The organism is Halopseudomonas phragmitis (assembly GCF_002056295.1).
Classification (GTDB): domain Bacteria; phylum Pseudomonadota; class Gammaproteobacteria; order Pseudomonadales; family Pseudomonadaceae; genus Halopseudomonas; species Halopseudomonas phragmitis.
The window spans coordinates 1,714,410-1,740,132 of the sequence record NZ_CP020100.1 but is presented as its reverse complement, the minus strand read 5'-3'; the positions used below and the strand labels follow the sequence as shown (position 1 = coordinate 1,740,132).

22 protein-coding genes and 1 tRNA gene are annotated in these 25,723 nt (G+C 60.6%); 9 read left to right on the top strand and 14 right to left on the bottom strand.

What is annotated here, in order from left to right; all coding sequences use genetic code 11:
• Positions 1–12 precede the first annotated feature (12 nt).
• A tRNA-Leu gene (locus tag BVH74_RS08000) sits at positions 13–99 on the top strand.
• Positions 100–260: 161 nt separating this feature from the next.
• On the opposite strand, the gene trxB is transcribed toward BVH74_RS08000, so the two are convergent.
• A complete protein-coding gene (gene trxB / locus BVH74_RS07995; protein ID WP_080049548.1) occupies positions 261–1,208 on the bottom strand; it encodes a thioredoxin-disulfide reductase in 948 nt (315 codons plus the stop codon).
• Between the two features lie 281 nt (positions 1,209–1,489).
• Between trxB and cysZ the strand changes: the two genes are divergently transcribed.
• The gene (cysZ, locus tag BVH74_RS07990; protein ID WP_080049547.1) at positions 1,490–2,230 is read left to right on the top strand and encodes a sulfate transporter CysZ; all 741 of its coding nucleotides are present in this window, start codon (positions 1,490–1,492) and stop codon (positions 2,228–2,230) included.
• Positions 2,231–2,318: 88 nt separating this feature from the next.
• Complete coding sequence (locus BVH74_RS07985) at positions 2,319–3,518, top strand: glycosyltransferase family 4 protein (protein ID WP_155121700.1); 1,200 nt, start codon at positions 2,319–2,321, stop codon at positions 3,516–3,518.
• A 33-nt stretch (positions 3,519–3,551) separates the two neighbouring features.
• Here BVH74_RS07985 and BVH74_RS07980 read toward each other — a convergent pair whose 3' ends face one another.
• From BVH74_RS07980 to BVH74_RS07970, 3 genes are all read right to left on the bottom strand, one after another.
• The gene (locus BVH74_RS07980; protein WP_080049545.1) at positions 3,552–4,661 is read right to left on the bottom strand and encodes an NADH:flavin oxidoreductase; all 1,110 of its coding nucleotides are present in this window, start codon (positions 4,659–4,661) and stop codon (positions 3,552–3,554) included.
• Positions 4,662–4,778: 117 nt separating this feature from the next.
• The gene (locus BVH74_RS07975; protein ID WP_080049544.1) at positions 4,779–5,366 is read right to left on the bottom strand and encodes a TetR/AcrR family transcriptional regulator; all 588 of its coding nucleotides are present in this window, start codon (positions 5,364–5,366) and stop codon (positions 4,779–4,781) included.
• A gap of 154 nt (positions 5,367–5,520) precedes the next feature.
• Positions 5,521–6,006, bottom strand: coding sequence for an FKBP-type peptidyl-prolyl cis-trans isomerase (locus BVH74_RS07970; protein WP_080049543.1), 486 nt, complete (start codon positions 6,004–6,006; stop codon positions 5,521–5,523).
• A gap of 123 nt (positions 6,007–6,129) precedes the next feature.
• Here BVH74_RS07970 and BVH74_RS07965 point away from each other — a divergent pair, with 123 nt between their 5' ends.
• From BVH74_RS07965 to yihG, 3 genes are read left to right on the top strand one after another with little or no spacing between them, the layout of a single operon-like run.
• Complete coding sequence (locus tag BVH74_RS07965) at positions 6,130–7,332, top strand: acetate kinase (protein WP_080049542.1); 1,203 nt, start codon at positions 6,130–6,132, stop codon at positions 7,330–7,332.
• 3 nt (positions 7,333–7,335) lie between these two features.
• Positions 7,336–9,468 (top strand): phosphate acetyltransferase, encoded by a 2,133-nt coding sequence (gene pta / locus BVH74_RS07960; protein ID WP_080049541.1) that lies wholly within the window; start codon positions 7,336–7,338, stop codon positions 9,466–9,468.
• A 38-nt stretch (positions 9,469–9,506) separates the two neighbouring features.
• Positions 9,507–10,421, top strand: coding sequence for a 1-acylglycerol-3-phosphate O-acyltransferase, YihG family (gene yihG / locus BVH74_RS07955; RefSeq protein ID WP_080049540.1), 915 nt, complete (start codon positions 9,507–9,509; stop codon positions 10,419–10,421).
• Positions 10,422–10,483: 62 nt separating this feature from the next.
• Here yihG and BVH74_RS07950 read toward each other — a convergent pair whose 3' ends face one another.
• Both BVH74_RS07950 and BVH74_RS07945 read right to left on the bottom strand, forming a co-directional pair.
• On the bottom strand, positions 10,484–11,140 hold the full coding sequence (locus tag BVH74_RS07950) for a YiaD family glycine zipper/OmpA-like lipoprotein (RefSeq protein WP_080049539.1): 657 nt from the start codon (positions 11,138–11,140) through the stop codon (positions 10,484–10,486).
• 105 nt (positions 11,141–11,245) lie between these two features.
• Complete coding sequence (locus BVH74_RS07945; RefSeq protein ID WP_080049538.1) at positions 11,246–11,890, bottom strand: MBL fold metallo-hydrolase; 645 nt, start codon at positions 11,888–11,890, stop codon at positions 11,246–11,248.
• Between the two features lie 183 nt (positions 11,891–12,073).
• On the opposite strand from BVH74_RS07945, the gene sugE reads away from it, so the two are divergent.
• The gene (gene sugE / locus BVH74_RS07940; RefSeq protein WP_080049537.1) at positions 12,074–12,394 is read left to right on the top strand and encodes a quaternary ammonium compound efflux SMR transporter SugE; all 321 of its coding nucleotides are present in this window, start codon (positions 12,074–12,076) and stop codon (positions 12,392–12,394) included.
• A 38-nt stretch (positions 12,395–12,432) separates the two neighbouring features.
• Here the strand turns inward: sugE and BVH74_RS07935 are convergent, their stop codons facing one another.
• From BVH74_RS07935 to BVH74_RS07920, 4 genes are all read right to left on the bottom strand, one after another.
• Positions 12,433–13,980: an MFS transporter gene (locus BVH74_RS07935; protein ID WP_080049536.1), complete on the bottom strand. Its 1,548-nt coding sequence runs from the start codon at positions 13,978–13,980 to the stop codon at positions 12,433–12,435.
• Positions 13,981–14,142: 162 nt separating this feature from the next.
• The gene (locus BVH74_RS07930) at positions 14,143–16,848 is read right to left on the bottom strand and encodes a winged helix-turn-helix domain-containing protein (RefSeq protein ID WP_080049535.1); all 2,706 of its coding nucleotides are present in this window, start codon (positions 16,846–16,848) and stop codon (positions 14,143–14,145) included.
• 98 nt (positions 16,849–16,946) lie between these two features.
• Complete coding sequence (locus BVH74_RS07925; protein ID WP_080049534.1) at positions 16,947–18,299, bottom strand: DUF1329 domain-containing protein; 1,353 nt, start codon at positions 18,297–18,299, stop codon at positions 16,947–16,949.
• Between the two features lie 338 nt (positions 18,300–18,637).
• Positions 18,638–20,320 carry a fatty acid--CoA ligase gene (locus tag BVH74_RS07920; protein ID WP_080049533.1) on the bottom strand — a complete coding sequence of 561 codons (1,683 nt, stop codon included), beginning with the start codon at positions 20,318–20,320 and terminating at the stop codon, positions 18,638–18,640.
• A gap of 229 nt (positions 20,321–20,549) precedes the next feature.
• Here BVH74_RS07920 and BVH74_RS07915 point away from each other — a divergent pair, with 229 nt between their 5' ends.
• Positions 20,550–21,731, top strand: a complete 1,182-nt coding sequence (locus tag BVH74_RS07915) for an acetyl-CoA C-acyltransferase (protein ID WP_080049532.1) — start codon at positions 20,550–20,552, stop codon at positions 21,729–21,731.
• A gap of 91 nt (positions 21,732–21,822) precedes the next feature.
• Here the strand turns inward: BVH74_RS07915 and BVH74_RS07910 are convergent, their stop codons facing one another.
• Genes BVH74_RS07910 through BVH74_RS07900 form a run of 3 tightly spaced genes read right to left on the bottom strand, consistent with a single transcriptional unit; the run spans position 21,823 to position 23,114 of the window.
• Positions 21,823–22,047, bottom strand: coding sequence for a cysteine-rich CWC family protein (locus BVH74_RS07910; protein WP_080049531.1), 225 nt, complete (start codon positions 22,045–22,047; stop codon positions 21,823–21,825).
• Between the two features lie 40 nt (positions 22,048–22,087).
• Entirely contained in the window at positions 22,088–22,669 is a 582-nt protein-coding gene (locus BVH74_RS07905; RefSeq protein WP_080049530.1) for a DJ-1/PfpI family protein, read from the bottom strand.
• Between the two features lie 22 nt (positions 22,670–22,691).
• Positions 22,692–23,114, bottom strand: a complete 423-nt coding sequence (locus tag BVH74_RS07900) for a hypothetical protein (protein WP_080049529.1) — start codon at positions 23,112–23,114, stop codon at positions 22,692–22,694.
• A gap of 228 nt (positions 23,115–23,342) precedes the next feature.
• On the opposite strand from BVH74_RS07900, the gene BVH74_RS07895 reads away from it, so the two are divergent.
• Positions 23,343–24,248 carry an SDR family oxidoreductase gene (locus BVH74_RS07895; protein WP_080049528.1) on the top strand — a complete coding sequence of 302 codons (906 nt, stop codon included), beginning with the start codon at positions 23,343–23,345 and terminating at the stop codon, positions 24,246–24,248.
• A 172-nt stretch (positions 24,249–24,420) separates the two neighbouring features.
• Here the strand turns inward: BVH74_RS07895 and BVH74_RS07890 are convergent, their stop codons facing one another.
• On the bottom strand, positions 24,421–25,584 hold the full coding sequence (locus tag BVH74_RS07890) for a type III PLP-dependent enzyme (protein ID WP_080049527.1): 1,164 nt from the start codon (positions 25,582–25,584) through the stop codon (positions 24,421–24,423).
• Between the last annotated feature and the right edge of the window lie 139 nt (positions 25,585–25,723).

The following is a 25,723-nucleotide window of genomic DNA, read 5'->3' as shown; positions in this document are numbered from 1 at the left end:
CGCTAGACGCATGCCTCGGTGGCGGAATTGGTAGACGCGGCGGATTCAAAATCCGTTTCTGGTGACAGAGTGGGAGTTCGATTCTCCCCCGAGGCACCATCTGAACAGCCTGTTCGGATGGCCTTCCTGAAAGTTCTTCACAACCCATACATAATTCTTAGCAGATCCACAGCCTAGCCGCGCCGTGGCCGATTTTTCCTGCCTGCCATAACGCGACAACCCCGCCACAGCGGGGTTGTCGCAACTGGCGCAAGATAGCCTTACTGCTCGTCGAGGAACCGCTCGGCATCCAGCGCCGCCATGCAACCGGCACCGGCCGAAGTGATCGCCTGACGGTACACGTGATCGGCCACGTCACCGGCAGCAAACACCCCAGGGATATTGGTCGCGGTGGCGTTGCCCTCGGTGCCGCTCTTGATCTTCAGGTAGCCGTCATTCATCTCCAGCTGACCTTCGAACAGACTGGTGTTCGGCGTGTGGCCAATGGCAATGAACACCCCTGCCAGGGCGATATCCTCGGTGCCGCCGGCATTATGAGCGATGCGCATACCGGTCACGCCCATATCATCACCCAGCACTTCATCCAGCGTGGCATTGAGCTTGAGCTCAATCTTGCCCTCAGCGACCCGCGCCATCAGCTTGTCGACCAGAATTTTCTCAGCCCGGAAGCTGTCACGGCGATGCACCAGGGTGACCTTCTTGGCAATATTGGCCAGATACAGCGCCTCTTCCACCGCGGTGTTGCCACCCCCGACCACAGCCACTTCCTGATTGCGGTAGAAGAACCCGTCACAGGTGGCGCAGGCTGAAACCCCCTTGCCCATGAACGCTTCTTCCGAGGGCAAACCCAGGTAGCGCGCCGAGGCGCCGGTGGCAATGATCAGCGCGTCGCACTGGTATTCACCACTGTCACCCCAGAGACTGAACGGCCGCTTGGTCAGATCAACCTTGTTGATGTGGTCAAAGAGGATCTCAGTCTCGAAACGCTCGGCGTGCTGGCGCATACGCTCCATCAGATCCGGTCCCTGCAGACCTTCGACGTCACCCGGCCAGTTATCCACCTCGGTGGTGGTGGTGAGCTGACCGCCCATCTGCATGCCGGTGATCAGCACTGGCTTGAGGTTGGCGCGGGCAGCATAGACCGCAGCACTGTAACCGGCAGGGCCTGACCCCAGAATGATCAGCCGGGAATAACGAACATCGGACATTGCAGCCTCCAAAGCACCGGTTCAACGGTGTGTTGAAATAAAACGGAGCGGCCGGGTCAAGGGGAAACCCGTAAATGACCGCTCACAAAACGGAATCACAGGAGCAGTGAAATCGCGGGTCTGACAGTTGACCGGCATGTCCACACACTCTCCAGAATCTTGATAGCCCGCATATTAATGCAGCGAAGGGTTGATTGGGTATTTCAATCACTGTATCGGGCGGATAGTTTACCCCTATAGTGACGATCATCGAACCTGCATTTGATCAAGGAACCGCCCCGATGGCCGAATCCCTTCCCTTCCTGCGTGGCCCGGACTACCTCAAGGAAGGCTGGCGCACTATTCTGCAACCTGGTCTGCGGCGCTTTTTTATCATCCCGCTGCTGCTCAACCTGGCCCTGTTCATCGCCCTGATCGGCTTTGGCATCCGCCAGTTCAATCTGTGGATGACCCGGCTGATGCCGCAACTGCCTGACTGGCTGAGTTTCGTCGAGTGGCTGCTATGGCCGCTGTTCGCCCTGGTAGTTCTGCTGGTGCTGTTTTTCAGCTTCAGCATGATCGCCAACCTGATCGCCTCACCGTTCTATGGCTTTCTGGCGGAAAAGGTTGCCGAACAGGAACGCGGACTGGTCAGCCCCCCCACCAGCTACCGCGACATCGCCCTGGTAGTGCCCCGCAGCCTGGGCCGGGAGCTGCGCAAGATCGCCTACTATCTGCCACGCCTGATCGCCCTGTTGCTGCTGACCCTGATCCCGGTGATCAATCTGATCGCCTCCCCGCTATTGCTGGCCTTCGGAATCTGGATGATGGCCGTGCAATATATCGACTACCAGGCCGACAATGATCAGGTCAGCTTCATCGACATGCTGCGCTGGATGCGCGGCCAGCGCCTGCTGTCGCTGGGCTTCGGCCTGCCAGTCTACATCGGCATGCTGATTCCGCTGGTCAATCTGCTGGTAATGCCGGCGGCCGTGGCCGGCTCCACCCTGCTCTGGGTCCGTGAACGAAACACCAGGCCTTAGGTAACCTAGCTGCGCAGTCACATTCGGCGTCACCATTCGGTCATTCAATCTTCACACGCCGATCATGACCCGCAGCCATACTCCGAGCATGAGACCGACCCACACCCCCGACCACTGCTTCGCGCTGGTCACCGAAACCTATGCCCCACAGATCAATGGTGTTGCCAACACCCTTGGCCGCCTGTGCCGGGGCCTGTTACATCGCCATCATGCGGTGCAGTTGATACGTCCGGCCCAGGCCGGGGAAAAGCCCGGCCTGATCGACGACGGCGCACTCCATCAACACCTGGTCTCGGGGCTGCCGATTCCTGGCTATCCGGAACTGCAATGGGGCCTGCCCGCCAATCGCTACCTATCCAGGCTGTGGCAGGAACAGCGCCCCGAAGCCGTATACCTGGCCACCGAGGGGCCGTTGGGCTGGTCCGCGCTACGCACCGCCCGGCGCCTCAGAATTCCGGTAATCAGCGGCTTTCACACCAACTTCCAGCAGTACAGCGACCATTACGGTCTGGGCCTGATGCGCGAACCGATGATGCGCTACCTGCGCTGGTTCCATAACCAGACCCGACTGACCCTGACCGCCAGCTCGACCCAGCAACGCGAGCTGTTGCGCCTGGGCCTGCACAACCTGGCCCTGCTCGGGCGAGGTGTCGACTGTGAACTGTTCCACCCGGCCCACCGCGACCCGGCCCTGCGCCACCAATGGGGCGCTGAGCCCGGCGACCTGGTACTGCTGCACGTCGGCCGACTGGCGGCAGAGAAGAACCTGGGCTTGCTGATCAATAGCTGGAACACCCTGCGGCGCGAGGCCGAGCAACGCCATCAGAGCCTGCACCTGGTGGTGGTCGGCGATGGGCCGCAAGCCCCGGAACTGCGCCAGCAGTTGCCCGGCGCAGTCTTCATGGGCGCGCTGACAGGCCAGCCGCTGGCCGCGGCCTATGCCAGCGCTGATCTGTTCGTGTTTCCCAGTCTGACCGAAACCTTTGGCAACGTGGTCACCGAAGCCATGGCCTCAGGCCTGGCAGTCAACGCCTTCGACACCGCCGCCGCCCATCAACACATCCGCGACCGTTACAGCGGTTGTCTGGCGCCAATCGCCCATGAGCAGGTATTTATCGACAACCTGCGCTGGCTGATCCGTGATAGCGAAGGCCGGCGCAGCGTGCGCCTGCACGCGCGCCACCGGGCCTGCCAGTTGGATTGGTCGGCCATCGTCGAACGGTTCGAGGGGTATTTGCTGCAGGCGGCACAACCGGCCGCCGATCAAACGGCGGCGGTTGGCAAATAGATAGGCCCGCCCTGCATCAGGCGGGCCTAGCCCTCAGGCGAGGGTTTTCAGCGCGTCGCGACTGAACGGCAGGATATCGGCGAAACGCCCTTCACGGACCTTGTCAGCCCAGGCCGGATCGACAATCAGGGCCCGGCCAACCGCCACCAGATCAAACTCGTCAGCCGCCAGGCGAACCAGCAGATCATCGATATTGGCGGTCTGAGCCACCTTGTCGGTCTTGACCATGTATTCCAGGAACTCGCTGTCCAGGCCAACACTGCCAACAGTGATACAGGGTTTGCCGGTGATCTTGCGGGTCCAGCCTGCCAGATTCAGGTTCGAGCCCTCGAACTCCGGCTCCCAGAAACGTCGCTGTGAGCAGTGGAAAATATCCACGCCGGCCTCACTCAACGGCTTGAGGAACTGCTCCAGCAGCTCCGGAGTCGGAGCCAGACGCGCGGTGTAGTCCTGCTGCTTCCACTGCGAGAACCGGAAAATCACCGGGAAGTCCGGCCCAACCGCCTCACGCACCGCACGAATCACCTCTACAGCGAAACGACCGCGCTTCTCCAGGCTGCCGCCATAGGCGTCATCACGCTGGTTGCAGCCTTCCCAGAAGAACTGGTCGACCAGGTAACCGTGCGCACCATGGATTTCCACCGCATCGAAACCGATGGCCTTGGCATCACGCGCGGCCTGGGCGAAAGCCTGGACCACCTCATCGATATCCTGCTGAGTCATGCCATGGACGATCAGCTTGCCATCCTTGCGCTTTTCCATCGGGCCGTAGCCGGGCACATCGCCATCCGGCTCGGTGCCCAGGCGCCGAACATTGCCAACATGCCACAGCTGCGGAGCGATCTTGCCGCCGACCGCATGCACTGCATCGACCACCTTCTTCCAGCCAGCCAGGGCCGCTTCACCATGAATGGCCGGGACATGCGGGTAACCGTTGGCGGCCTTGTGACCAATCGTGGTGCCTTCAGTAATGATCAGACCAACGCCTGACTCGGCGCGACGCTGGTAGTAACGCACCACGTCCTCGGTCGGAACACCGTCAGGGGAGAAATTGCGGGTCATCGGCGCCATGACAATGCGGTTGCCGAGGCTTAAGGGCCCTAGGGTAATGGGTTCAAACAAGGGACGGACATCAGCGGACATAAAGTGTCTCCTGGAAGGTTATTGGGCTGGGTAGTACGCGACCGTGTCAGTTGACCGGTCGTCTATTTGATTTGATCAAGCACCATCCATGGCACCCCGACAGCTCCCGCAGGACGATCAGGGTTGCAGCAGGCGTTCCAGTTGGGCAATGAAAACCCGCAGCGGGGCAATTTGACGATCGATCTTCATCCGCAGCAGCGCGCCCTCCCAGGCTGCACCAATAAAGCTGGCCAGGGCCACGCAATCCTGCTCCGGGTTCAGCTCACCGCACTGACGGGCCTGCTCCAGACACTCGGCCAGCAGTTCACCCGAGCGCTTGAGAATGGCACTGGCGGCATAACCAATCGGCTGACTTTCATCGGCCTTTTCGTGACACAGGCTGCCGATGAAACACTGGTGGGTTGGCTGCTCCTGGTTGGCGAAATAGCCCACCAGGTCACGGTAAAAGCGCAGAACCCGCTCGCGCGGCGAGGCATCCTCACTCTGCAAGGCGCTGGCAAAACGCTCCAGGCGGGGGGTGTAGTAATAGTGCAAGGCCTGGATAGCGAAATCTTCCTTGCTCTCGAAGTAATGATAGAAAGAGCCCTTGGGCACCCCGGCCCCCTGAGTGATTTCCTGCACCCCGGTACCGTTGTAGCCCTTGCGCAACATTACTTCAGTGCCGGCGGCAAGAATCCTGGCGCGTTTGTCTTGGATAGCGTTCATGCCAGGCACTATACGACCGGTCATCTCAACTTTATAGCGACAACCATGATTATTGATTTTGGTGATAAAATGGAATTAACAACAGGAAGGGAGAAAACAAAACGGCTCCCGTTGCCCAAGGGCAAGGGGAGCCGTTTTTTACAGCGCGTGACTATCAGTGGTGAACACCACCTTCACCATGAATATGACCATGAGCAATCTCATCGTCACTGGCATCACGCACGCTGACAACCTTGACTTCGAAGGTCAGACGCTGGCCAGCCAGCGGATGGTTGCCATCAACGGTGACTTCGTCGCCTTCCAGCGCAGTGATGGTAACGATCTGCATGCTGCCGTCCGGGCCGGAGGCATGGAACTGCATGCCGACTTCCAGCTCATCAACGCCTTCGAACATGTGGCGGCCCAGGACCGCTACCAGCTCAGCGCTGAACTCGCCATAGGCTTCTTCCGGCTCGACCGACACCTTCAGTTCATCACCGGCTTGCTTGCCGTCCAGCGCCTTTTCCAGGCCCGGAATGATGTTGCCTGCGCCGTGCAGGTAAACTAGCGGAGCACCGCCTGCGGAAGAATCCAGAACTTCGCCAGCATCGTTGGTCAGGGTGTAGTCAATCGATACGGCCTTGTTGGCGGCAATCTGCATAATATTGTCCTATGCTGCGTCAAAAAACCTCAGTGTACGCGTATTATCTGCAGAACGCACGGGTTGACCGATACATGACCGCGCCGGAAGATAGCCCGCACGGTCAACGACAATGGAATCAGCATGACGACACGTTTGGTACTGGTCATCAACTGTGGCAGTTCCTCGATCAAATTCGCCCTGCGCAAGGAAGGCGACAGCCAACCGCTGCTGAGCGGCCTGGCCGAACAACTGGACACTCCCGGCGCCAACCTGAGCTGGCAGGCCGGCAATGAAAAGCATACCGAAGCCCTCAGCGGCCAGGATCACCAAAGCGCTCTGGCCAGCCTGTTGCCGGTGATCGGCCGGTTTGCCGGGCAACCGATCAGCGCAGTAGGTCATCGGGTGGTACATGGCGGCGAGCACTTCACCGGCGCCAGCCTGATCGATGAGCAAGTCATGGCTGCTATCGAAGCCAATGCCCCGCTGGCGCCTCTGCACAACCCGGCCAACCTGATCGGTATCCGCGCCGCCCGCAAGGTGTTTCAGGACATACCTCAGGTAGCCATTTTCGACACTGCCTTTCACCAGAGCATGCCGCCACACGCCTACCGCTACGCGCTGCCGGATGATCTGTATGCCGTGCATGGGGTTCGTCGCTACGGCTTCCATGGCACCAGCCACCAGTACGTCACCAATCAGGCCAGCCGCCTGACGGGCCAGCGTCCGGGCCAGGGCGCCTGGCTCAGCGCCCACCTGGGCAACGGCTGCTCAAGTTGTGCGGTATTCAACGGCAAGAGCCTGGATACCAGCATGGGGCTGACCCCGCTGGAAGGCCTGGTAATGGGCACCCGCAGCGGTGATGTCGACCCCAATCTGCATGCGCACCTGGCTCGCACCCTGGGCTGGGATCTGCCACGGATCGAGCGGCTGCTCAACCGCGAAAGCGGACTATTGGGGCTCTCAGGTCTGTCCAACGATATGCGCCAACTGGAGCAGGCCCGAGCCAACGGCCACAGCGGCGCGAAACTGGCCATCGAGGTGTTCTGTTACCGCTTGGCCCGCTCGCTGGCTGGCCTGGCCGTGGCTCTGCCACATCTTGACGGGCTGGTCTTTACCGGCGGCATCGGCGAAAACTCGCCCCTGATCCGCGCCCTGACTCTCAATCATCTGGGCATTCTCGGCCTGAGCCTGGACCCGGATGCCAACAGCAGCCTGCCCCGCGGCCTGGCTGGCAAGATTCACGCACCGGGGTCGCCACAGATCCTGGTGATCCCTACCGACGAAGAACGCCAGATTGCCGAAGAAAGCCTGGTGCTGCTCGATCACTCGCATGCCAAGGACTGACACATGCATACCTTTTTCATTGCCCCGACCGGCTTCGGCGTAGGCCTTACTTCCATCAGCCTGGGCCTGATCCGGGCGCTGGAGCGCACCGGCCTCAAGGTTCACTTTCTCAAGCCGATTGCCCAACCCCATCCCGGTGACGCAGGGCCCGAGCGCTCGAGCGAACTGATCAGCCGCACTCTGGGCCTGCAACCACCAACCCCGCTACCGCTGCCTGAAGTCGAGCACCGGCTGGCCAACGGCGAACTCGACGAAGTGCTGGAAGACATCGTCAGCCGTTACAGACAGGCCGCCGAGGGCGCCGACGTGGTGGTGATCGAAGGCATGGTGCCGACCCGGCAGGCCAGCTATGCCGCACGGATCAACGTCCACCTGGCACGCAGCCTGGACGCTGAAATCATTCTGGTCAGCGCTCCGGACGGCGATGATATGGCCAGCCTGGCCGACCGCATCGAGATCCACGCCCAGACCTTTGGCGGCCCGCGTAACCCCAAGGTGCTTGGAGTGATCGTCAACAAGGTCCGCGACCTGGCACCCGGCGACACTGAACCTGCCGACCGGGGCGAACTCAAGCGCACTCTCAAGGAGTTCGCTCTGGCCCTGAAGCAGGAGTCCAAGGTTCTGGACACCGATGACTTCCGGCTGATCGGCTGCATTCCCTGGCAGGACGAACTGAACGCACCCCGCACCTCGGATATTGCCGAACTGCTCGGCGCCCGAGTGCTGCATGAGGGTGACATAGATAGTCGCCGGGTCATGGAAATCGCCTTGTGTGCCCGCACCGTCCCCAACATCCTCAACCGGCTCAAACCCGGCACGCTGATCGTCACCCCCGGCGACCGCGATGACATCATCATTGCCAGCGGCCTGGCCTCATTGGCCGGCACCCCGCTGGCCGGCCTGCTGCTGACGGGCGGCATCATTCCGGATCAGGGCGTGATCGAATTCTGCCGCCCAGCGCTGGGCAGCGGCCTGCCGGTGCTGAGCGTGGCCAGCAACAGTTTCGATACCGCCACCCAGCTGGACCGGATGAACCGGGAAATACCGATCGACGATCAGGAACGGGCCGGGAAAGTCACCGACTACGTGGCTTCGCACATTGACCAGGCCTGGCTGCAACGCCGCTGTGGCAGCCCGCGGGAACTGCGCCTGTCACCTCCTGCGTTCCGTTATGAACTGGTGCGCCGGGCGCAGCAGGCGGCCAAGCGTATCGTGCTACCCGAAGGCGACGAGCCACGCACGGTCCAGGCTGCGGCTATCTGTCAGCGCCGCGGCATCGCCCAGTGCATTCTGCTGGCCAAACCCGAATCGGTCGAAGCGGTGGCCAAGGCCCAGCACATCACCCTGCCCGAAGGCCTGCAAATCATTGATCCGGACAGCGTGCGCGAACGCTACGTCGAGCCCATGGTCGAGTTACGCAAAGGGCGCGGCCTGAACGCACCCATGGCCCTGCAGCAACTGGAAGACAATGTGGTACTGGGCACCATGATGCTGGCTCTGGACGAAGTCGATGGCCTGGTTTCCGGCGCCATCCATACCACCGCCAACACCATCCGCCCGGCCTTCCAACTGATCAAGACCGCGCCCGGCTATAACCTGGTGTCGTCGATCTTCTTCATGCTGCTGCCCGAACAGGTGCTGGTCTATGGTGACTGTGCGGTCAACCCCGACCCTAATGCCGAGGAACTGGCCGAGATCGCCATCCAGAGCGCCCGTTCGGCCGAATCCTTCGGCATTCCCGCACGGGTGGCGATGATCAGCTACTCGACCGGCAGCTCCGGTACCGGGGTCGATGTGGAGAAAGTTCGTGAGGCCACCCGCCTGGCCCGTGAGCGCGAACCGGGACTTTTGATCGATGGCCCACTCCAGTATGATGCCGCCGCCATTGCCAGTGTCGGTCGGCAAAAGGCTCCGGACAGCCCGGTGGCCGGTCAGGCCACTGTATTCGTGTTCCCGGACCTGAACACTGGCAACACCACCTACAAGGCGGTGCAACGCAGCGCCAACGTGGTCAGCGTCGGCCCGATGCTGCAGGGCCTGCGCAAACCGGTCAACGACCTGTCGCGTGGGGCACTGGTGGACGATATCGTCTATACCATTGCCCTGACGGCAATCCAGGCCGACAAAAACAACTGAAACGGTGGCCTCACGGCCACCCCTATGGATCGTCATCGATGCTGAGTTTTTTACCTGCACCGGTACGCGGGGTGCTGGCCGCCCTGCTGCTGGTGCTCAACACCCTGATTCACTTCTCCCTGCTGCTACCCTGCGCCCTGCTCAAACTGCTGCCCATCAAGTCCCTGCAGGTGCTGTGCACCCGGGTCATGATTCGCATCGCCGAGTCCTGGATATGCTGCAATAGCGCCTGGATGCGCCTGAGCGGTCAGACCCAGTGGGACATCCAGGGGCACGAACAACTCAAGTACGAAGGCTGGTATCTGGTCACTAGCAACCACCGGAGCTGGGTCGACATTCTGGCCCTGCAACACACCCTCAATCGGCGTATGCCAATGCTCAAGTTCTTCCTCAAACAGGAACTGATCTGGGTGCCAATCATTGGTCTGTGCTGGTGGGCCCTGGATTTCCCGTTCATGAAACGCTATTCCAAGGCTTATCTGGCCAAACACCCGGAAAAGGCCGGCCAAGACCTGGAGACCACCCGCAAGGCCTGCGCCAAATTCAAAAACACCCCAGTGGCGGTTTTCAACTTCCTGGAGGGCACCCGCCTGACCCCGGCCAAGCATGCCGAGCAGCAATCGCCCTACCGGCACCTGCTCAAGCCCAAGTCCGGCGGCGTGGCGTTCGTGCTCGACGCCATGGGCGACAAGTTGCGCTCACTGGTCGATATCACCATCCACTATCCAGACGGCAGCCCCAGCTTCTGGGATCTGCTCTGCGGACGTATCCGCCAGGTGGTGATGCGCTGCCAGATCCGCCCGATTCCTGGCGAATTCCTCGGCCAGGACTACCAGAACGACGCGGCATTTCGCGAGCGTTTCCAGCAGTGGGTCAACGGTCTGTGGGAAGAAAAGGATGCACTGCTGGCGCAGTTGCATAGTGAGTATCCGCCGCTGGCAGGGCGCGGATAAAGCGGTAGAAATTACACGTTAGCAGGCGGCGGGAGCTGATGCTCCCGCCGCCCGACATCAAATCACAGCGGGAACAGATTGATCTCCACCCGACGGTTCTGAGCACGTCCGGCAGTAGTGTCGTTGCTGGCGATCGGCTGAGTCGGACCAACGCCACGGCTACTGATCCGGCTGCCCGGCACACCCTGGCCAGTCAGATAGGAAGCCACGCTGTTGGCACGGTCCTGCGACAGACGCATGTTCAGCTCCATGGAACCGGTGCTGTCGGTGTGACCGACGATAGCGACACCGTTCTTGTCGAACTCCTTGAACACCTTGACCAGCGAGTTCAGGGTTGGATAGAAGCTGCTGGAGATGTCCGAGCTGTTGCTGGCAAAGGTGATGTTGCCAGGCATGATCAGTTGCAGGTTGTCGCCATTACGGATCACCTGCACCCCGGTGCCAGTCAGTTCCTGACGCAGACGAGCTTCCTGCTGATCAACGTAATAACCGTAACCGGCACCCGCTGCGCCGCCAACGGTTGCGCCGATCAGCGCGCCCTTGGTCCGGTCACTGCGACTTGAAGTAGCAGCACCGACAACCGCTCCGGCAGCGGCACCGCCCAGACCATACAGTGCAGAACGGCTGGTCTTCTGTTCGCCAGTGTAGGCATCCTGGGTAGCGCAGCCGGTCAGCAGCACGGCACTCAGGCCAACAGCAAACAAAGCTTGAGTTTTCATTTTTGGTTTCCTTGCATAGGGTCGTTCATATCCGAGCCACAGGTTAGCATTCCAGGGCGAGCGGGTCAGAGGCTGAGACCACAGAATAGGAAAAAATTTCCCGCCTCACCCTTGTATGAAGGGGTTTTCGCGAATCTCGTCACCTATTCGGGTATCTGGCCCATGACCAGTCACCACCACGGCCTCTTCGTCCAGTGTATACAGACGCTGGCGAATCGATTTTTCGATCTGCCCATAGTCGCCACCCCACAGATCGGTGCGACCGATCCCACGACGAAACAGGGTGTCGCCGGCAATCAGCAGCTTGGCCTGGGGGAACCAGAAGCTCATCGAGCCGGGGGTATGCCCCGGAGTATGCATCGCCACCCCGCAACCACAGGCCAGTTCCTCGTCATCACGCAACCACTGGTCAGGCGCCGGCACCGGCGTATAAGGCACCCCGAACATCCGACACTGCATTTCCAGGTTATCCCAGAGAAACTTGTCCCCCTCATGCAGATGCAGTGTGGCGCCGGTAGCTTTCTTCATTTCCCCGGAGGCCAGAAAGTGGTCCAGATGAGCATGGGTATGAATGATGCTGACCACTTTCAGGCCCAGCTCATCCAGACGCTTGAGAATGAACTGATGATCCCCGCCGGGATCGACCACGATGGCTTTTTTGGTCAGCGGATCGCCAATGATCGTGCAGTTGCACTGCAACGGGCCGACCGGGAAAGTTTCGCGGATTAGCGTGGTATGTGTGGCGTCCATGGGAGTCCTTGTCGATAGTACAGAGAACATTTTGGCACAGTGTGCTTACCGGGAGGAGTCGGCAGCGGATTTGACACCCCGGGAGGGGTTGCTAAGCTACAGCCTCGCACCACAATACCGCCGGGACGACCCGGTGTGTATTCCGCTTTTCAGGGACGACCCTGCCTGACATGGACTTTGCTCATGAACATGGCTTGGATCTTTCTCGTCACCGCCGGCCTGCTGGAAGTCGGCTGGGCTCTTGGACTCAAGGCCTCTGCCGGTTTCACCCGCCCGCTCCCCAGTATTCTGACCCTGCTTGCCATGGCCGCCAGCTTCTATCTACTGGCTCAGGCCATGAAGGTGTTGCCGGTCGGTACCGCCTATGCCATCTGGGTCGGCATCGGTGCCGTCGGCACCGTTGTGCTGGGGATTCTGATCTATGGCGATAGCGCCAACCCGCTGCGCCTGGCCAGCTTGCTGCTGGTCCTGGCCGGCCTGGTGGGGCTCAAGTTTGCAGGTTGAACCCGCAGCAACCGGGCGCCCAGGGCGCCCGGTTTTATTCAGTGACTGCTAGCTCCCAGCCGCACCTGACGCAGGCACACGGCAGTCAGCACAGCCGTGGTGGCCATGATCAGCGCACCGATAAACGCATTGACGTGCAGCGCTTCGCTAAAGGCCATCTGCACACTGAGTAGAACCTGACTGGCGGCCTCCGGAGCCAACTGTTCGATCACACCCAGCGCACCGCCCAACGTATCGACGGCCACCTCATACTGCTCAGAGCTCAACCCGGCTGGCAGGCTGTCGGTCATTTGCCGGCGGTATACGCTGGCACCCACTGTGCCGATCACCGCAATGCCCAGAGCCATACCCAGTTCGGCGGCAGTTTCCGAGGTAGCGGCGGCCGTACCGGCCTTCTCCGGCGGTGCCGAACTGATCACCAGATCGGTCCCAAGAATCATCATCGGCATTACCCCGGCGCCCATGATGACCGTCCCCAGCACCAGCAAGCCGACCGTTGCGCGCCCGCTGACCAGCATCAGGGCGACGAACCCCATGACCGCCAGCAGCAGCCCACAACTGACCAGTACCGAAGGTTTAAGCCAACGCGCCATACGCGGCACCAGCAATGAGGCTGCGGTTTGAACCAGCGCCGAGGGCAACATCACCAGCCCGGCCTGCAGCGGCGTCAGACCAACCACACCCTGCAAATACTGGAAAATCAGCAGCCAGGCACCAGACAGCGCCAGAATGGTCAGCAACATGGCCACCACCGAGACACTGAAGGCCCGGTTGGCAAACAGCCCCAGATCGAACATCGGCTGGGCAATCAGGCGCTGGCGCCGGACGAACAGCCAGCCCACAGCAAGCCCGCTCAGGCTGACCAGCAGTGCCAGCAGACTCAGGCCGTCGCGAGCGCTGCTCTTGATGCCATAGATCACCAGCAGAAACGTCGCCACGCACAACAGCGCACTGACCAGATCCAGCCGCCCGGCCTGCTCATCGCGAAACTCAGGCAACAGCAATGGCCCAGCAATAAGAAGGAGAAGCATGACAGGCACACCAAGCAGGAACACTGCCCCCCACCAGAAGAACTCCAGCATCAGCCCACCTACCAGCGGCCCAATGGCGCTGCCAACGATGAAGCCGGTCATCCAGATGGTGATAGCCAGGGTGCGCTGGCTATCGACCTGGAACATGTTGCGGATCAGCGACAGGGTCGAAGGCATCAGGGTCGCACCGGCGATGCCGAGTAGCGCGCGGGTCAGAATCAGCATATTGGCCGAGTTGGCGAACGCCGCCATTACCGAGGCAACGCCAAAGGCAAAGGCGCCGACCAGCAGCAACCGTCGCCGACCGATACGATCCCCCAGGGTCCCCATGGTGATCAGGAAACCGGCGATCATGAAGCCGTAGATGTCGAGAATCCACAACAGTTGCGAACTGGTCGGCTTGAGATCGGCGCTCAGGTGCGGCGCAGCCAGATGCAGGACAGTCATGTCCAGCGCCAGCAGCAGGGTCGGCAATACCAGGACCGCCAACCCCCACCACTCGCGCTTGCCCGCGCGTTTCCAGGTGGTTGCGTCGATTGTCGGGGTAACACTCATAGGGCTCATCCTGTGGGCGCGCCAGCTAGGCGCAAAAACGGGCATCCATGCGCCGCAGGACTGCGGCGCCTACGCTGAGGCAGACAGCGTGTTCAAGATAATGAGCGCCTCCTTATACGCCGCCGCGCTCTCAAGCGCAAGAGCGGCAAAGTGCAATGCCGATCACCCCAACAGCCCTAGCACCTTGGCCTGAGCCACCGCCTGGGTCCGCCGCGAGACACCCAGCTTGTGGTTGATCCGCCGGGCGTGGCTCTTGACCGTGTGCAAAGAGATGAACAGTGCTTCGCTGATCTGCTGGTTTGAATAGCCCTGAGCGATGCAGCGCAGCACATCCAGCTCACGGCTGCTGAGCGGTTCGCGCAGGGCCGCATTGATACGTCGACCATCCGGGCCGCTGACCCCAGGCAAACGCTCCAGCAACTGGTCACGCAAGGCTGAAGCCGGTGCACGGCGCAGAGCCTCGGCCAGCCCGGCTGGTGCCTGATCGACCAGACGCATGAACGGGCCGGCCAGATGATCATCGGCAGCCTGCACCAGCGCACTGAACAGCAACTGCTCAGCCTCAGCCTGGCGCTGGGTACGAAACAGCATGCGCAGCAGATGCAACTGAACCGACAAGGCCCGCAGCTTTTCCCCATTGTGCTGGAGCTGCGAAAGCAGCCGGCGCATCAGGCTTTCGGCCGCGACCTGTTCGCCCCGATACCAGAGCAGTCCGGCATGAATCTGCTCAATCAGCGAAGCCAGCGCATGGAAGAATGGCGGTGGCGCGGCTGGCGACTCCAGACAATAGGTCTGACGCAGACGCGGTAGCCAGTGCGCAGCCAGATCAAGCCGCTCGGAGTGCATCCACAGCTCGCTCTTGATCGCCGTGATCCAGCCCAGATAGTAGATTGGCGGAACGTCCCACAGATGCATGAGCCGTTCGGCCTCGGTCAGCACATCGAAGGCACGGGCCACCTCACGTTGCTGGGTCAACAAACTGCCCATCACGCAGTAGCCCATCAGCACATAGACATCCCGGCAGCGGCGTCCCTCTTCAATGCCGCTATCGAGCAGGCGCAGGGCCATGCCCATGTCGCCCTGCTGCCCCAGCAGATAACCACGGTAAAGCCGCAGGCGAGCCCGGACTGCCAACCCCTCGGGATAATCCATCCGCTCCAGTTCCTGGCTATGCCGCTCCAGCAGTTGCAGGGCCCGGCCAACCTGCCCTCGGGCCTGCAACAAACGGGCGCGCATGAACACCACCTGAGCCTCAAGCAGCGGGTTGCCGGCACGTTGCGCCAGTTCCAGAGCGCTGCGAGCCCAGTGTCGGGCAGCCTCATGGTGGCCACGGCACAGCTCGACATCAGCCAGAGTCAGCATCGCCATCAATCGGCTCCCGGGGTCACGCTCATCCAGACAAGCCAGGGCCTGATGGCTGAGATGGTCGGCCTCATCCAGACGACCCGCCGCCCGGGCCAGAAACCCCTTGAGCACCAGAGCCTGACCCAGCACCCGGCGCTGCCTGTCGGCATTGGCCTGCGGCAGGAAGCGGCTGAGCCTGGCCAGCATGGCCTCGGCATCTTCAAGCTGACAGGCCAGCGCCAGCGTCCAGCCATGCACCAGCACCAGCCGCGCGCTGCTGCCCTGCAATACGCTGGGCAACTCAGCCTTCCAGCGCAACAGGGTGCCGACATGCTGCTCGGCCAGCAATTGGTCAAGCGACAGGTTCTGGACCAGGCTGGCTGCCTCTTCCGGTCGCTCGGCTGCCAGCGCATGCTCGACCGCATCACTGATCCGACCCTGATGACCAAACCAGTGGCAGGCTCGCAGATGAGTGCGCAGACGCAGGCGCGGATCGTCACGGGCAACCCGCTCACGCAGCACGTCGGAAAACAGATGGTGAAAGCGGTACCAGGTGCCGTCATTGTCCAGCGGTACCAGAAACACATGGTGCCGCAACAGGTGGGTAATGATGTCCAGGCTGTCGGAGGCATCGCGCACGCTGTCGCAGAGCTCGACACAGAAACGGTCGAGCCAGGCAATTTCGTGCAGAAATACCCGCACCGGTTCGGGCTGGCGCAGAATCACCTCTTCAAGCAGGTACTCGTCCACCAACGGCCCGGACAACGGCAAGGCCAGCGGCCTGGACTGTTGTTCGGCCGCAACACTGAGCAACCGCAGACCGGCGATCCAGCCTTCGTTGCGCTGCAACGCCTGGCGCGTCCACTCGGGGTCGGCCAGGTCCAGCCCAGCCTGCTCGAGAAACAGCCGAGCTTCGTCGTTGCTCAGGCGCAAATGCTCTTCGCCCAGTTCCAGTAACTGATGACTCAGGCGCAGCCGGGCCAGGTGCCAGTCAGGCTTCTGGCGGCTGGTGATGAACAGTTGAATATTGCCCGGCAGGTGTTCCAGCAACAGTGCGCACAAACGATCACAGGGCGGACTCTGGACCAGATGGTAGTCGTCCAGCACCAGCACCAGGGGCTGGTCTTCGGCATGCCGGGCGCGCAACTCGGAGAGGATCGACACCGCCCGCTGCTCAACGTCCAACGGCTGCTGACTGTGGTGTTGCTGCAACAACGCCAGCTCGGCCTCGCCCAGCCCCGGATAAAGGGTAGCCAGGGCATCGACCAGGGTCCGCAGGAACTGCGCTGGCTGACCGTCACGACCATCCAGTGAAACCCAGGCAGAACGCCAGGGCGCGTCCAACTGTTGGCAGTATTCGATCGCCAGGGTGCTTTTGCCAAACCCTGCCGGTGCACAGACCAGAATCAGCCGGCGCTGGCGGGCCTTGTTCAACAGACCGATCAACTCAGGGCGCGGCAAATGATCCACCGGCAGCGGCGGGCGGAAGATCTTGCCGGGGTTGAGGGGGATCGACAGAGTCATGCGCCAAGTTTATCGATTGGCGGGCAAAGCGTCTTGTCGATTTGTAACAAAACAGGCGGCCCGGGGGCCGCCTGCTCAGGGTGACTCAGTTGTTCAAACTAACGTACGCCAGATTGACGCAGTGCCGCCGGAGTGAAGTCACTGGGATTGGCACCGTAGTTGAACTCATAGTCGGTGCGCTCTTCATTATTCATACCCATCACCAGGTAACGACCGGCAACCAGGTCATACAGGGTTTCCATGGCATACCACGGCACCTGATTGTTGTAGTACTGCAGCGCATGCGCCTCAGCTACACGCCACAGCGAGCCACGCGCGTCGTAATGGTCAATATGCGCAGCCTGCCAGCTATCCTCATCGACAAAGAAGTGGCGCTTGGCGTAGATATGACGCTCGCCGTCCTTGACCGTGGCGACTACTTCCCAAACCCGGTGCAGCTCATAACGTGTCAGGTCCTGATTGATATGGCCCGGCTGAATGATGTCGCTGTAACGCAGGTCGGTAGAGTTCAGACCATAGCTGTTGTAGGCGATATACAGCTCTTTCTTGCCGACCAGCTCCCAGTTGTAACGGTCAGGTGCGCCGTTGTACATATCCAGATTGTCGGAGGTACGCAGACCGTCAGAGGCGGTACCTGGACCGTCATAGGAGACCTGCGGCGCGCGCCGCACCCGGCGCTGACCAGCATTGTAAACCCAGGCCATGCGCGGTTCTTTGACCTGATCAATGGTCTCATGCACCAGCAGTACGTTCCCGGCCAGACGCGCCGGCTCGGTTACCTGCTGCTTGAAGTAGAACAGGATGTTGCCCTGACTGGCCGGATCATAGTCAGGCAATCCATAGGGGAACACGAACTCTTCATTGAAACGAACCAGCGTGAAGGAACCGTTGGTCTGCGGAGTTACCTGGCCGACCACCCGGCGCACGGTGCCACCACGGTAACGGGTAATGTGGTTCCACGCCACTTCCACACCACTTTGCGGCATCGGGAACGGGTTGGCCTTCTCGAAGTTGGCCAGGCCGTTGCCACCCTGCACCAGCTGAGTATTGGCAGCATTGCGACGAGTGGCCTCATAGATAGCTTCGGGCATGGCCGCGCTACGGCGGGTCGGGTAAACCGGCATGCGATAGGTATCGGGGTAACGCTTGAACATGGCGATCTGGCCAGGAGCCAGATTGTCCTGGTACTGCTCATAGTTCTGCGCAGTAATCACAAACAGCGGCTTGTCATCGGCAAAGGGGTCTGAAAGAAAACCCTTGCTGTCAACTGAGCCGGCATCGACCGGCAAACCACCAGTCCAGGCAGGAATAGTGCCCGCAGCATTACCGGCCATCTCGGCGCCAACCGGGGTCAGGGTACTGCCCAATGCAGAAACATCCCGAGCGTGCGCGGCCTGGATAGCCAGGGCCGAGGCCAGGATGGAGGAAAAGATCAGGGTGCTTTGCTTCATATGATTCTGCCTTGCTTGCTATGCCGCGGCATGGAGTAACCATCCAGAGCTCAGGGCTCGGGGGCGCGTCATAGCGTGCCTGGGTGGATTGATAAATGAGGCTGTATCGCTGAAAACAGCTATACAACGCTGCGGTGCACTATAGCCAAGCACTTTGGTCGGGTGATCCACCCAAAGTATGATTTGCAGGATAATCAGGGAACCGGCAAGAGAGCCTGACCATCGGGTGAAGCGGCATGACCGCCACTACTTTGACAGCCCCGAAGATCAATTTCAGAGTTGCTAAAAACGTGCGAGGGCACAGAGTGTTACCCCCGCACGTTACCACGATAAAAAGCTTACAAGGTAGACAGGAACGGGGCTCCAGCCTCTTGCCACTCAGCGATCTCGACGCGAATGCGCTTCTTGTCGAGCTTGCCGACGCTGGTTTTGGGTATTTCGGTAACAGTTGCGATCTGCGTCGGGATCGCCCACTTGTTGATCCGCCCCTCATCCACGAATGGCTTGAGATGGTCGCGCAGAACCTTGGCATCCATCGCCTGCCCTTCACGCGGCACGATCAGCGCAAACGGACGCTCGTCCCACTGCGGATCAGGTACCCCGACTACTGCCACTTCCTTGACCGCCGGACTGAGGCTGATCAGGTCTTCCAGCTCAAGCGAGGAAATCCACTCGCCGCCGGTCTTGATCACATCCTTAATGCGGTCGCGAATTTCAATGAAGCCCATCTCATCGATGGTCGCCACGTCACCGGTATGCATCCAGCCGTGGGCCCACAGCTCAGCACTCTTCTCCGGCTCGCGGTAGTAACCCTGAGTCAGCCAGGGCGCACGCAACACCAGTTCACCCTGCGACTTGCCGTCACTGGGCAGGAAGTTGCCGTCACTGTCCATGATCCGCGCCTCGACTAACGGCACCGGCACACCTGCCTTGATCTTGTAGGCCGCGCGCTCGTCTTCACTGCCGGCTTCCAGTTCCAGGTTGATGTAACCACTGGAAATCAGCGGACAGGTCTCGGACATGCCGTAGGCGGCGGACAATTTCATGCCTCGAGCCTTGGCCGCCTCATACAGACCGCGGTTCAGCGCACTGCCGCCGATGATCACTTTCATTCCGCCAAAATCGTAATCCTTGGCGCCGTCAGCATTGAGCAGCATGCCAAGGATAGTTGGCACGCAGTGGGAGAAGGTCACCTTTTCCTGCTTGATCAGCTTGCACAGCATTTCCGGCTCATAACGACCCGGATACACCTGTTTGACCCCCAGCAAGGTCGCGGTGTAGGGAATACCCCAGGCATGCACGTGAAACATCGGCGTGATCGGCATGTAGACGTCGCGGTTGCCGAACAGGCGCATGCTGTCCAGACCGCCCATCATGCCGGCCTGGGTCAGGGTGTGCAGTACCAGTTGCCGATGAGTGAAATACACGCCCTTGGGGTTGCCGGTGGTACCGGTGGTGTAGAAGGTCGTGGCGACCGAATTCTCGTCGAAGTCAGGGAAGTCGTAGGTCGGCGCGGCGGCGGCCAGCAGCGTTTCATACTCACCAACCAGATTTGGCAGATCGGCGGTTTTCTCGTCGCCATCGGTCAGCAAAATAGTTTTCTCGACCGTGGTCAGGTGATCCTCGACCGCCTTGTACAGCGGCACGAACTCGGCATTGACCAGCACGAAGATGTCATCGGCATGGTTCATGGTGTAGAGGATCTGTTCCGGCGACAGGCGGATATTGATGGTGTGCAGCACCGCGCCAATCATCGGCACGGCAAACATGCATTCCAGATAGCGATGGCTGTCCCAATCCATCACCGCAACGGTATCGCCCGGCTTGACGCCGGCAGCAGTCAGAACATTGGCCAGACGGCAGATACGCTCATTGAAGGTGGCATAATCGTAGCGGCTGATATCACGGTAGATGATTTCCTGGCTACGCTCATAACGGCGGCCGGACAGCAGCAGGTTCTTGATCAGCAACGGGGTAGAATGAGCGCCTTCGGTCGGCGGGATGACACGGGTCTTGAGCATGTGGTGTGACCTTCCTGTTATTGGGCTTGTGGGGTCTTAGTTTTGAATCTTGGCTCGGCAACTTTGGCCGATGGGGGCACTATAGACAGTCCCGTTGAGCGCCACCTATCACTCCAAAGTATGAACCGGATCATAACGGGTATCACGAACCGGTTTGAGCGTATAATGACCGCATCAAGTCGATTGATGACCAAAAATAAGTAACCAGTCATATAGGTAGGAACACAACATGTCAGACACCGATATCGTCATCGTCAGCGGCGCCCGCACCCCGATGGGCGGCTTTCAGGGTAGCCTGTCGAGCCTCAGCGCCGTGGACCTGGGCGCCATCGCCATTCGCGAAGCCGTAGCCCGCGCCGGCATTGACGCTGCCGATGTGCAGGAAGTAATCATGGGCTGCGTACTGCCCGCTGGTCTCAAACAGGGTCCGGCCCGCCAGGCCAGCCTCAACGCCGGGCTGCCCGCCGCCACTGGCTGCACCACCATCAACAAACTGTGTGGCTCCGGCATGAAAGCGGTAATGCAGGCCCACGACGCACTCAAGGCCGGCAGCAACCAGGTCATGGTCGCCGGTGGCATGGAGAGCATGACCAACGCCCCCTACATCATGGAAAAGGCCCGCACCGGCCTGCGCATGGGTCACGGCGAAATCAAGGACCACATGTTCTTCGACGGTTTGGAAGATGCCCGCACCGGTCGCCTGATGGGTTCCTTCGCCCAGGATACTGCCGACAAGTATGGCATCAGCCGTGAAGAGATGGACGCCTACGCCATCGAATCACTCAAGCGCGCCCAAGCTGCAATCGACAACGGCAGCCTGGCCAGCGAAATCGTTCCGGTCACCGTTACCACCCGCAAGGGTGAGGTTGTGGTCAAGGACGATGAGCAGCCGCACAACGCCAACATCGACAAGATCCCCGGTCTGCGCCCGGCCTTTAAGAAGGACGGCACCATCACCGCCGCCAACGCCAGTTCGATTTCCGATGGCGCCAGCGCCCTGGTCCTGATGACCGCCGCCGAAGCTCAGCGTCGTGGCCTCAAGCCACTGGCCCGGATCGTTGGCCACGCCACCCAGAGCCAGGACCCGAGCGAGTTCACCCTGGCCCCGGTCGGCGCCATGACCAACCTGTTCAACAAGACCGGCTGGAGCAAGGACGACGTTGACCTGTTCGAAATCAACGAAGCCTTTGCCATGGTCACCATGCTGGCCATGCGTGAACACGGCCTGGATCACAGCAAGGTCAACATCTACGGTGGTGCCTGCGCCCAGGGTCACCCGGTCGGCTCCACCGGCTCGCGGATCATTGTCACCTTGATCAACGCCCTGCAGAAAACCGGCGGCAAGCGTGGCATCGCCTCGCTGTGCATCGGTGGTGGTGAAGCTACTGCCGTGGCGATCGAGTTGGTGTAATCACCGGTTGGTCGTTTCGCGGCTGCGAGCCGCTCCTACCAAACTCTATGTGCTACCCCGGTAGGAGCGGCTCGCAGGCCCGCTCTCAAACTCATTCAGCAGGCTCACTGCCCTGCTCCGCCGATACATCGGCAACAGCACAAGCCCGGCACAAGCACGCCTTGCCCTTGAGCGCCTCCGGCACCTGGGCCAGCGCCTGCGGGCTTACACTCACCTGCCGACACCAGCAATCCACCTCAAAACTGCCTGCCGCAGCCGGAGCGCAGCCGTTGGGCTGGCCGCACAGCGGGCAGGTATGACGCGCAAATGGCTGCATGACGTGAAACTCCCGCTACGTGCTTTGATTGCGCTGATTATCAGCCGTTGGACCAATCGAATTCCATCTGCCGCGCGGTCATCTGGGCCAGAGCCATGCCACCCAACCTGGAAACCAGATGCAGGCTCATATCGATGCCGGCAGAAATGCCGCCCGACGTCACCAGCTTGCCGGTATCGACCCAGCGCCGCCCCTCACACACCGTCAATGCCGGATAGTCATGCCTAAGATCAGCAATGTCTTCCCAGTGCGTCGTGACCTCCAGCCCGTCCAGCACTCCGGCCTGAGCCAGAATAAAGGCACCGGTACACACCGAGGCCACCAGCGGCACCGACCTGGCCTGCTCGGCAACCCAGGCAATCACCCCCGGCTTGTGCAGTTCAGCGCTATGAACGCCCCCCGCCACGATCAGCACATCCAGCGCAGGGTGATCACTCAGCGCATACTGCGGATTGACGCTGAAACCGCCGCGAGCATTGACCGGCTGCAGCGTTTCGGCCAGCAAAAACACCTTGAACAAACCCTTGGGCTCAGACAACCGGCTGGCGGTTGAGAACACCTCGAACGGGCCAGAAAAATCCAGCACCTCGGCGTGGTCATAGATATAGATTCCAACGTTCACTGCTGCGTACTCCTATACACATCTATGGGCAGCCCTGCTCACCCTGTTCAATCGATGCCAGAGGTATCGGCGCATCCGGTCGATGCGTGACAGCCCGATAATCGGCATTCCAGCCCATCCGGCCGGCAACTTCAAGCCGCTCATGACCCGACTTGCAGGCCCATAGCGACAACATCGTCATGCGCTCGCCAAGCGGCACGACCACCTCCAACCGCCGCCGGGGTCTGATGCTGACCTGACCAGACTCATTACTGCGCCCCAGCACCTGCGGCCCAGGCTTGCCGGGCATCAAAGCATAAACCTGTACACCAGCGATCGGCGTCTGCGACTGTGCATCAACAAAAATCGCCTCAAGGCCATCGTGAACAGTCACCAAGCGTGGCGTACAGCCGCCAAGCGCGGCGGCAGTCAACGTCAGCAGTACAAGCAAAGCCTTCCCGGGCATAGGGGTATCCTGTCAGCATAAGGTTCAAACGCAGCGAGTATTACCGCTTTTGCCTACCCGTGAAAGCCCTGGCACGGCACTCTCCAATCCTGTGCCTACCCGTAGCGGCCCGCTGCTGACTTATGCTGCACCATTCACCACGACCCTTACCCTTGCCATATTCAAACACCTGTTCGACACTGGACGTCTTTTTTCACTTTCACTCTGCCCGGTCTAAGGAGAGTTTCCATGAGCGATATCCGTTTTGACGACAAGGTCGTCATCGTTACCGGCGCCGGCGGCGGCATCGGCCGTGCCCACGCCCTGCTGTTCGCCAAGCACGGTGCCAAGGTCATCGTCAACGACCTGGGTGGCAGCGCCACCGGCGAAGGCGCCAACAGCGAAGCCGCACTGAAAGTCGTAGAAGAAATCAAGGCCGCCGGCGGCACCGCCATCGCCAACCCCGACAGCGTAGTAGACGGCGACAAAATCGTGCAGTGCGCCATGGATAACTTCGGCCGCGTCGATGTAGTGGTCAACAACGCCGGTATCCTGCGCGACAAGAGCTTCGCCAAGATGACCGACGCCGACTGGGATCTGGTCTACAAGGTTCACGTCGAAGGTGCCTACAAGACGACTAAAGCCGCCTGGGAGCACATGAAGAATAACAACTTCGGCCGTGTGATCTTCACCTCCTCCACCTCAGGCATCTACGGCAACTTCGGCCAGGCCAACTACGGCATGGCCAAGCTGGGCCTGTACGGCTTCACCCGGACCCTGGCCATCGAAGGCCGCAAGAACAACATCTTCGTCAACGCGATCGCCCCCACTGGCGGCACCCGCATGACCGAAGGCCTGTTCCCGCCCGGTGCTTTCGACAAGCTCAAGCCCGAACTGGTCAGCCCGCTGGTCGCCTACCTGTGCTCCGAGCAATGCCAGGAAACCGGCAGCCTGTTCGAAGTCGGCGGTGGCTGGATGGGTAAAGTACGCTGGGAGCGCTCACTGGGCATCGGCTTCAACCCCGACGAAGGCTTCAGCCCGGAAGACGTCGCCGCCAACTTCGAACAGCTGTGCAGCTTCGAAGGCGCGGTGCATCCGAAGGACAATATCGAAGCGCTGCGTGAGCTGATGGCGAATATTCAGAAGTTCGCCTGACCCGTCTTACCTGGCGTCATGGCGAGAAGCGTAGCGACGTGGCCATCCATGTACGAGCTAAGCCAGCGCTTCCCGCCACCTGCGGCATCAAACGCTGACTGCCAATAGATGAAAGCCCGCTCCTTGTGCAACAGGAGCGGGCTTTTTGTACTACAGCGCAGCGCCGAACGCGTTAGATATAGAAAGCCTCCAACGGCGGGAAACCGTTGAATTCGATCGCACTGTAGCTGGTGGTGTAGGCGCCGGTAGACAGCCAGTACAGGCGGTCGCCGATCGCCAGGTTCAGCGGCAGACCGTACTTGTAGTGCTCGTACATGATGTCGGCGCTGTCGCAGGTCGGACCGGCGATCACCGCCTCTTCCAGCTCGCCCTTCTTGTCGGTCCAGATCGGGAACTTGATCGACTCGTCCATGGTTTCGATCAGGCCGCTGAACTTGCCCACGTCGGTGTACACCCAACGCTCCAGCGCGGTGTGCGACTTGCGCGAGACCAGCACCACCTCGCTGACCAGGATGCCGGCGTTGGCGATCAGCGAGCGGCCCGGTTCGAGGATGATTTCCGGCAGCTCGTCACCAAAGTCCTCGTGCAGGAAGCGGGTGATTTCCTCAGCGTAGGTCTGCAGAGTGTTGGTCTTGGTGATGTAGTTGGCCGGGAAGCCACCACCCATGTTGATCATCTTCAGGGTGATGCCGTCTTCCTCTTTCAGGCGCTCGAAGATCACCTTGACCTTGGCAATCGCCGCGTCCCAGGCACCGATATCGCGCTGCTGAGAGCCGACGTGGAAGGAGATGCCGTAGGGGTCCAGGCCCAGTTCCTTGGCCAGCACCAGCAGATCCATGGCCATGTCGGTCTGGCAACCGAACTTGCGCGACAGCGGCCAGTCGGCAGTGGTCGAGCCTTCGGTCAGAATGCGTACATAAACCTTGGAGCCCGGAGCGGCCTTGGCGATGTTGCGCAGGTCGGCTTCCGAGTCGGTGGCGAACAGGCGCACACCTTTCTCATAGAAGGCGCGGATGTGCTTGGACTTCTTGATGGTGTTGCCGAAGCTGATCTGCTCGGGCTTGACGCCCAGAGCCAGGACCTTCTCCAATTCATAAATAGAGGCGATGTCGAAGTTCGAACCTTTGCTTTTCAGCAGGCTCAGCACTTCATTGGCCGGATTGGCCTTGACCGCATAGTAAACCTTGGCGAATGGAAACCCATCGACCAGTTCGTCGTAAGCGCGGTCGATGGTCTTGAGGTCAACCACCAGGAACGGGGTTTCGTGCTGATCAGCACAGGCCTTGATGCGACCAAAAGTGTCGCGGTCGAAATAGTCTTCCAGCTTGATGGACATGGCGTCGGCTCCAAAGTTGCAAAGTTCGGATCGGGCCGCGTGAGGACATGAACTGATCAGATGCAGGGCAGACAAGCGCACTCCCTCCGGACGAACCAGAAAGGAGACGCTCTCCGACGGAAGCGCTCTGAACGCATAA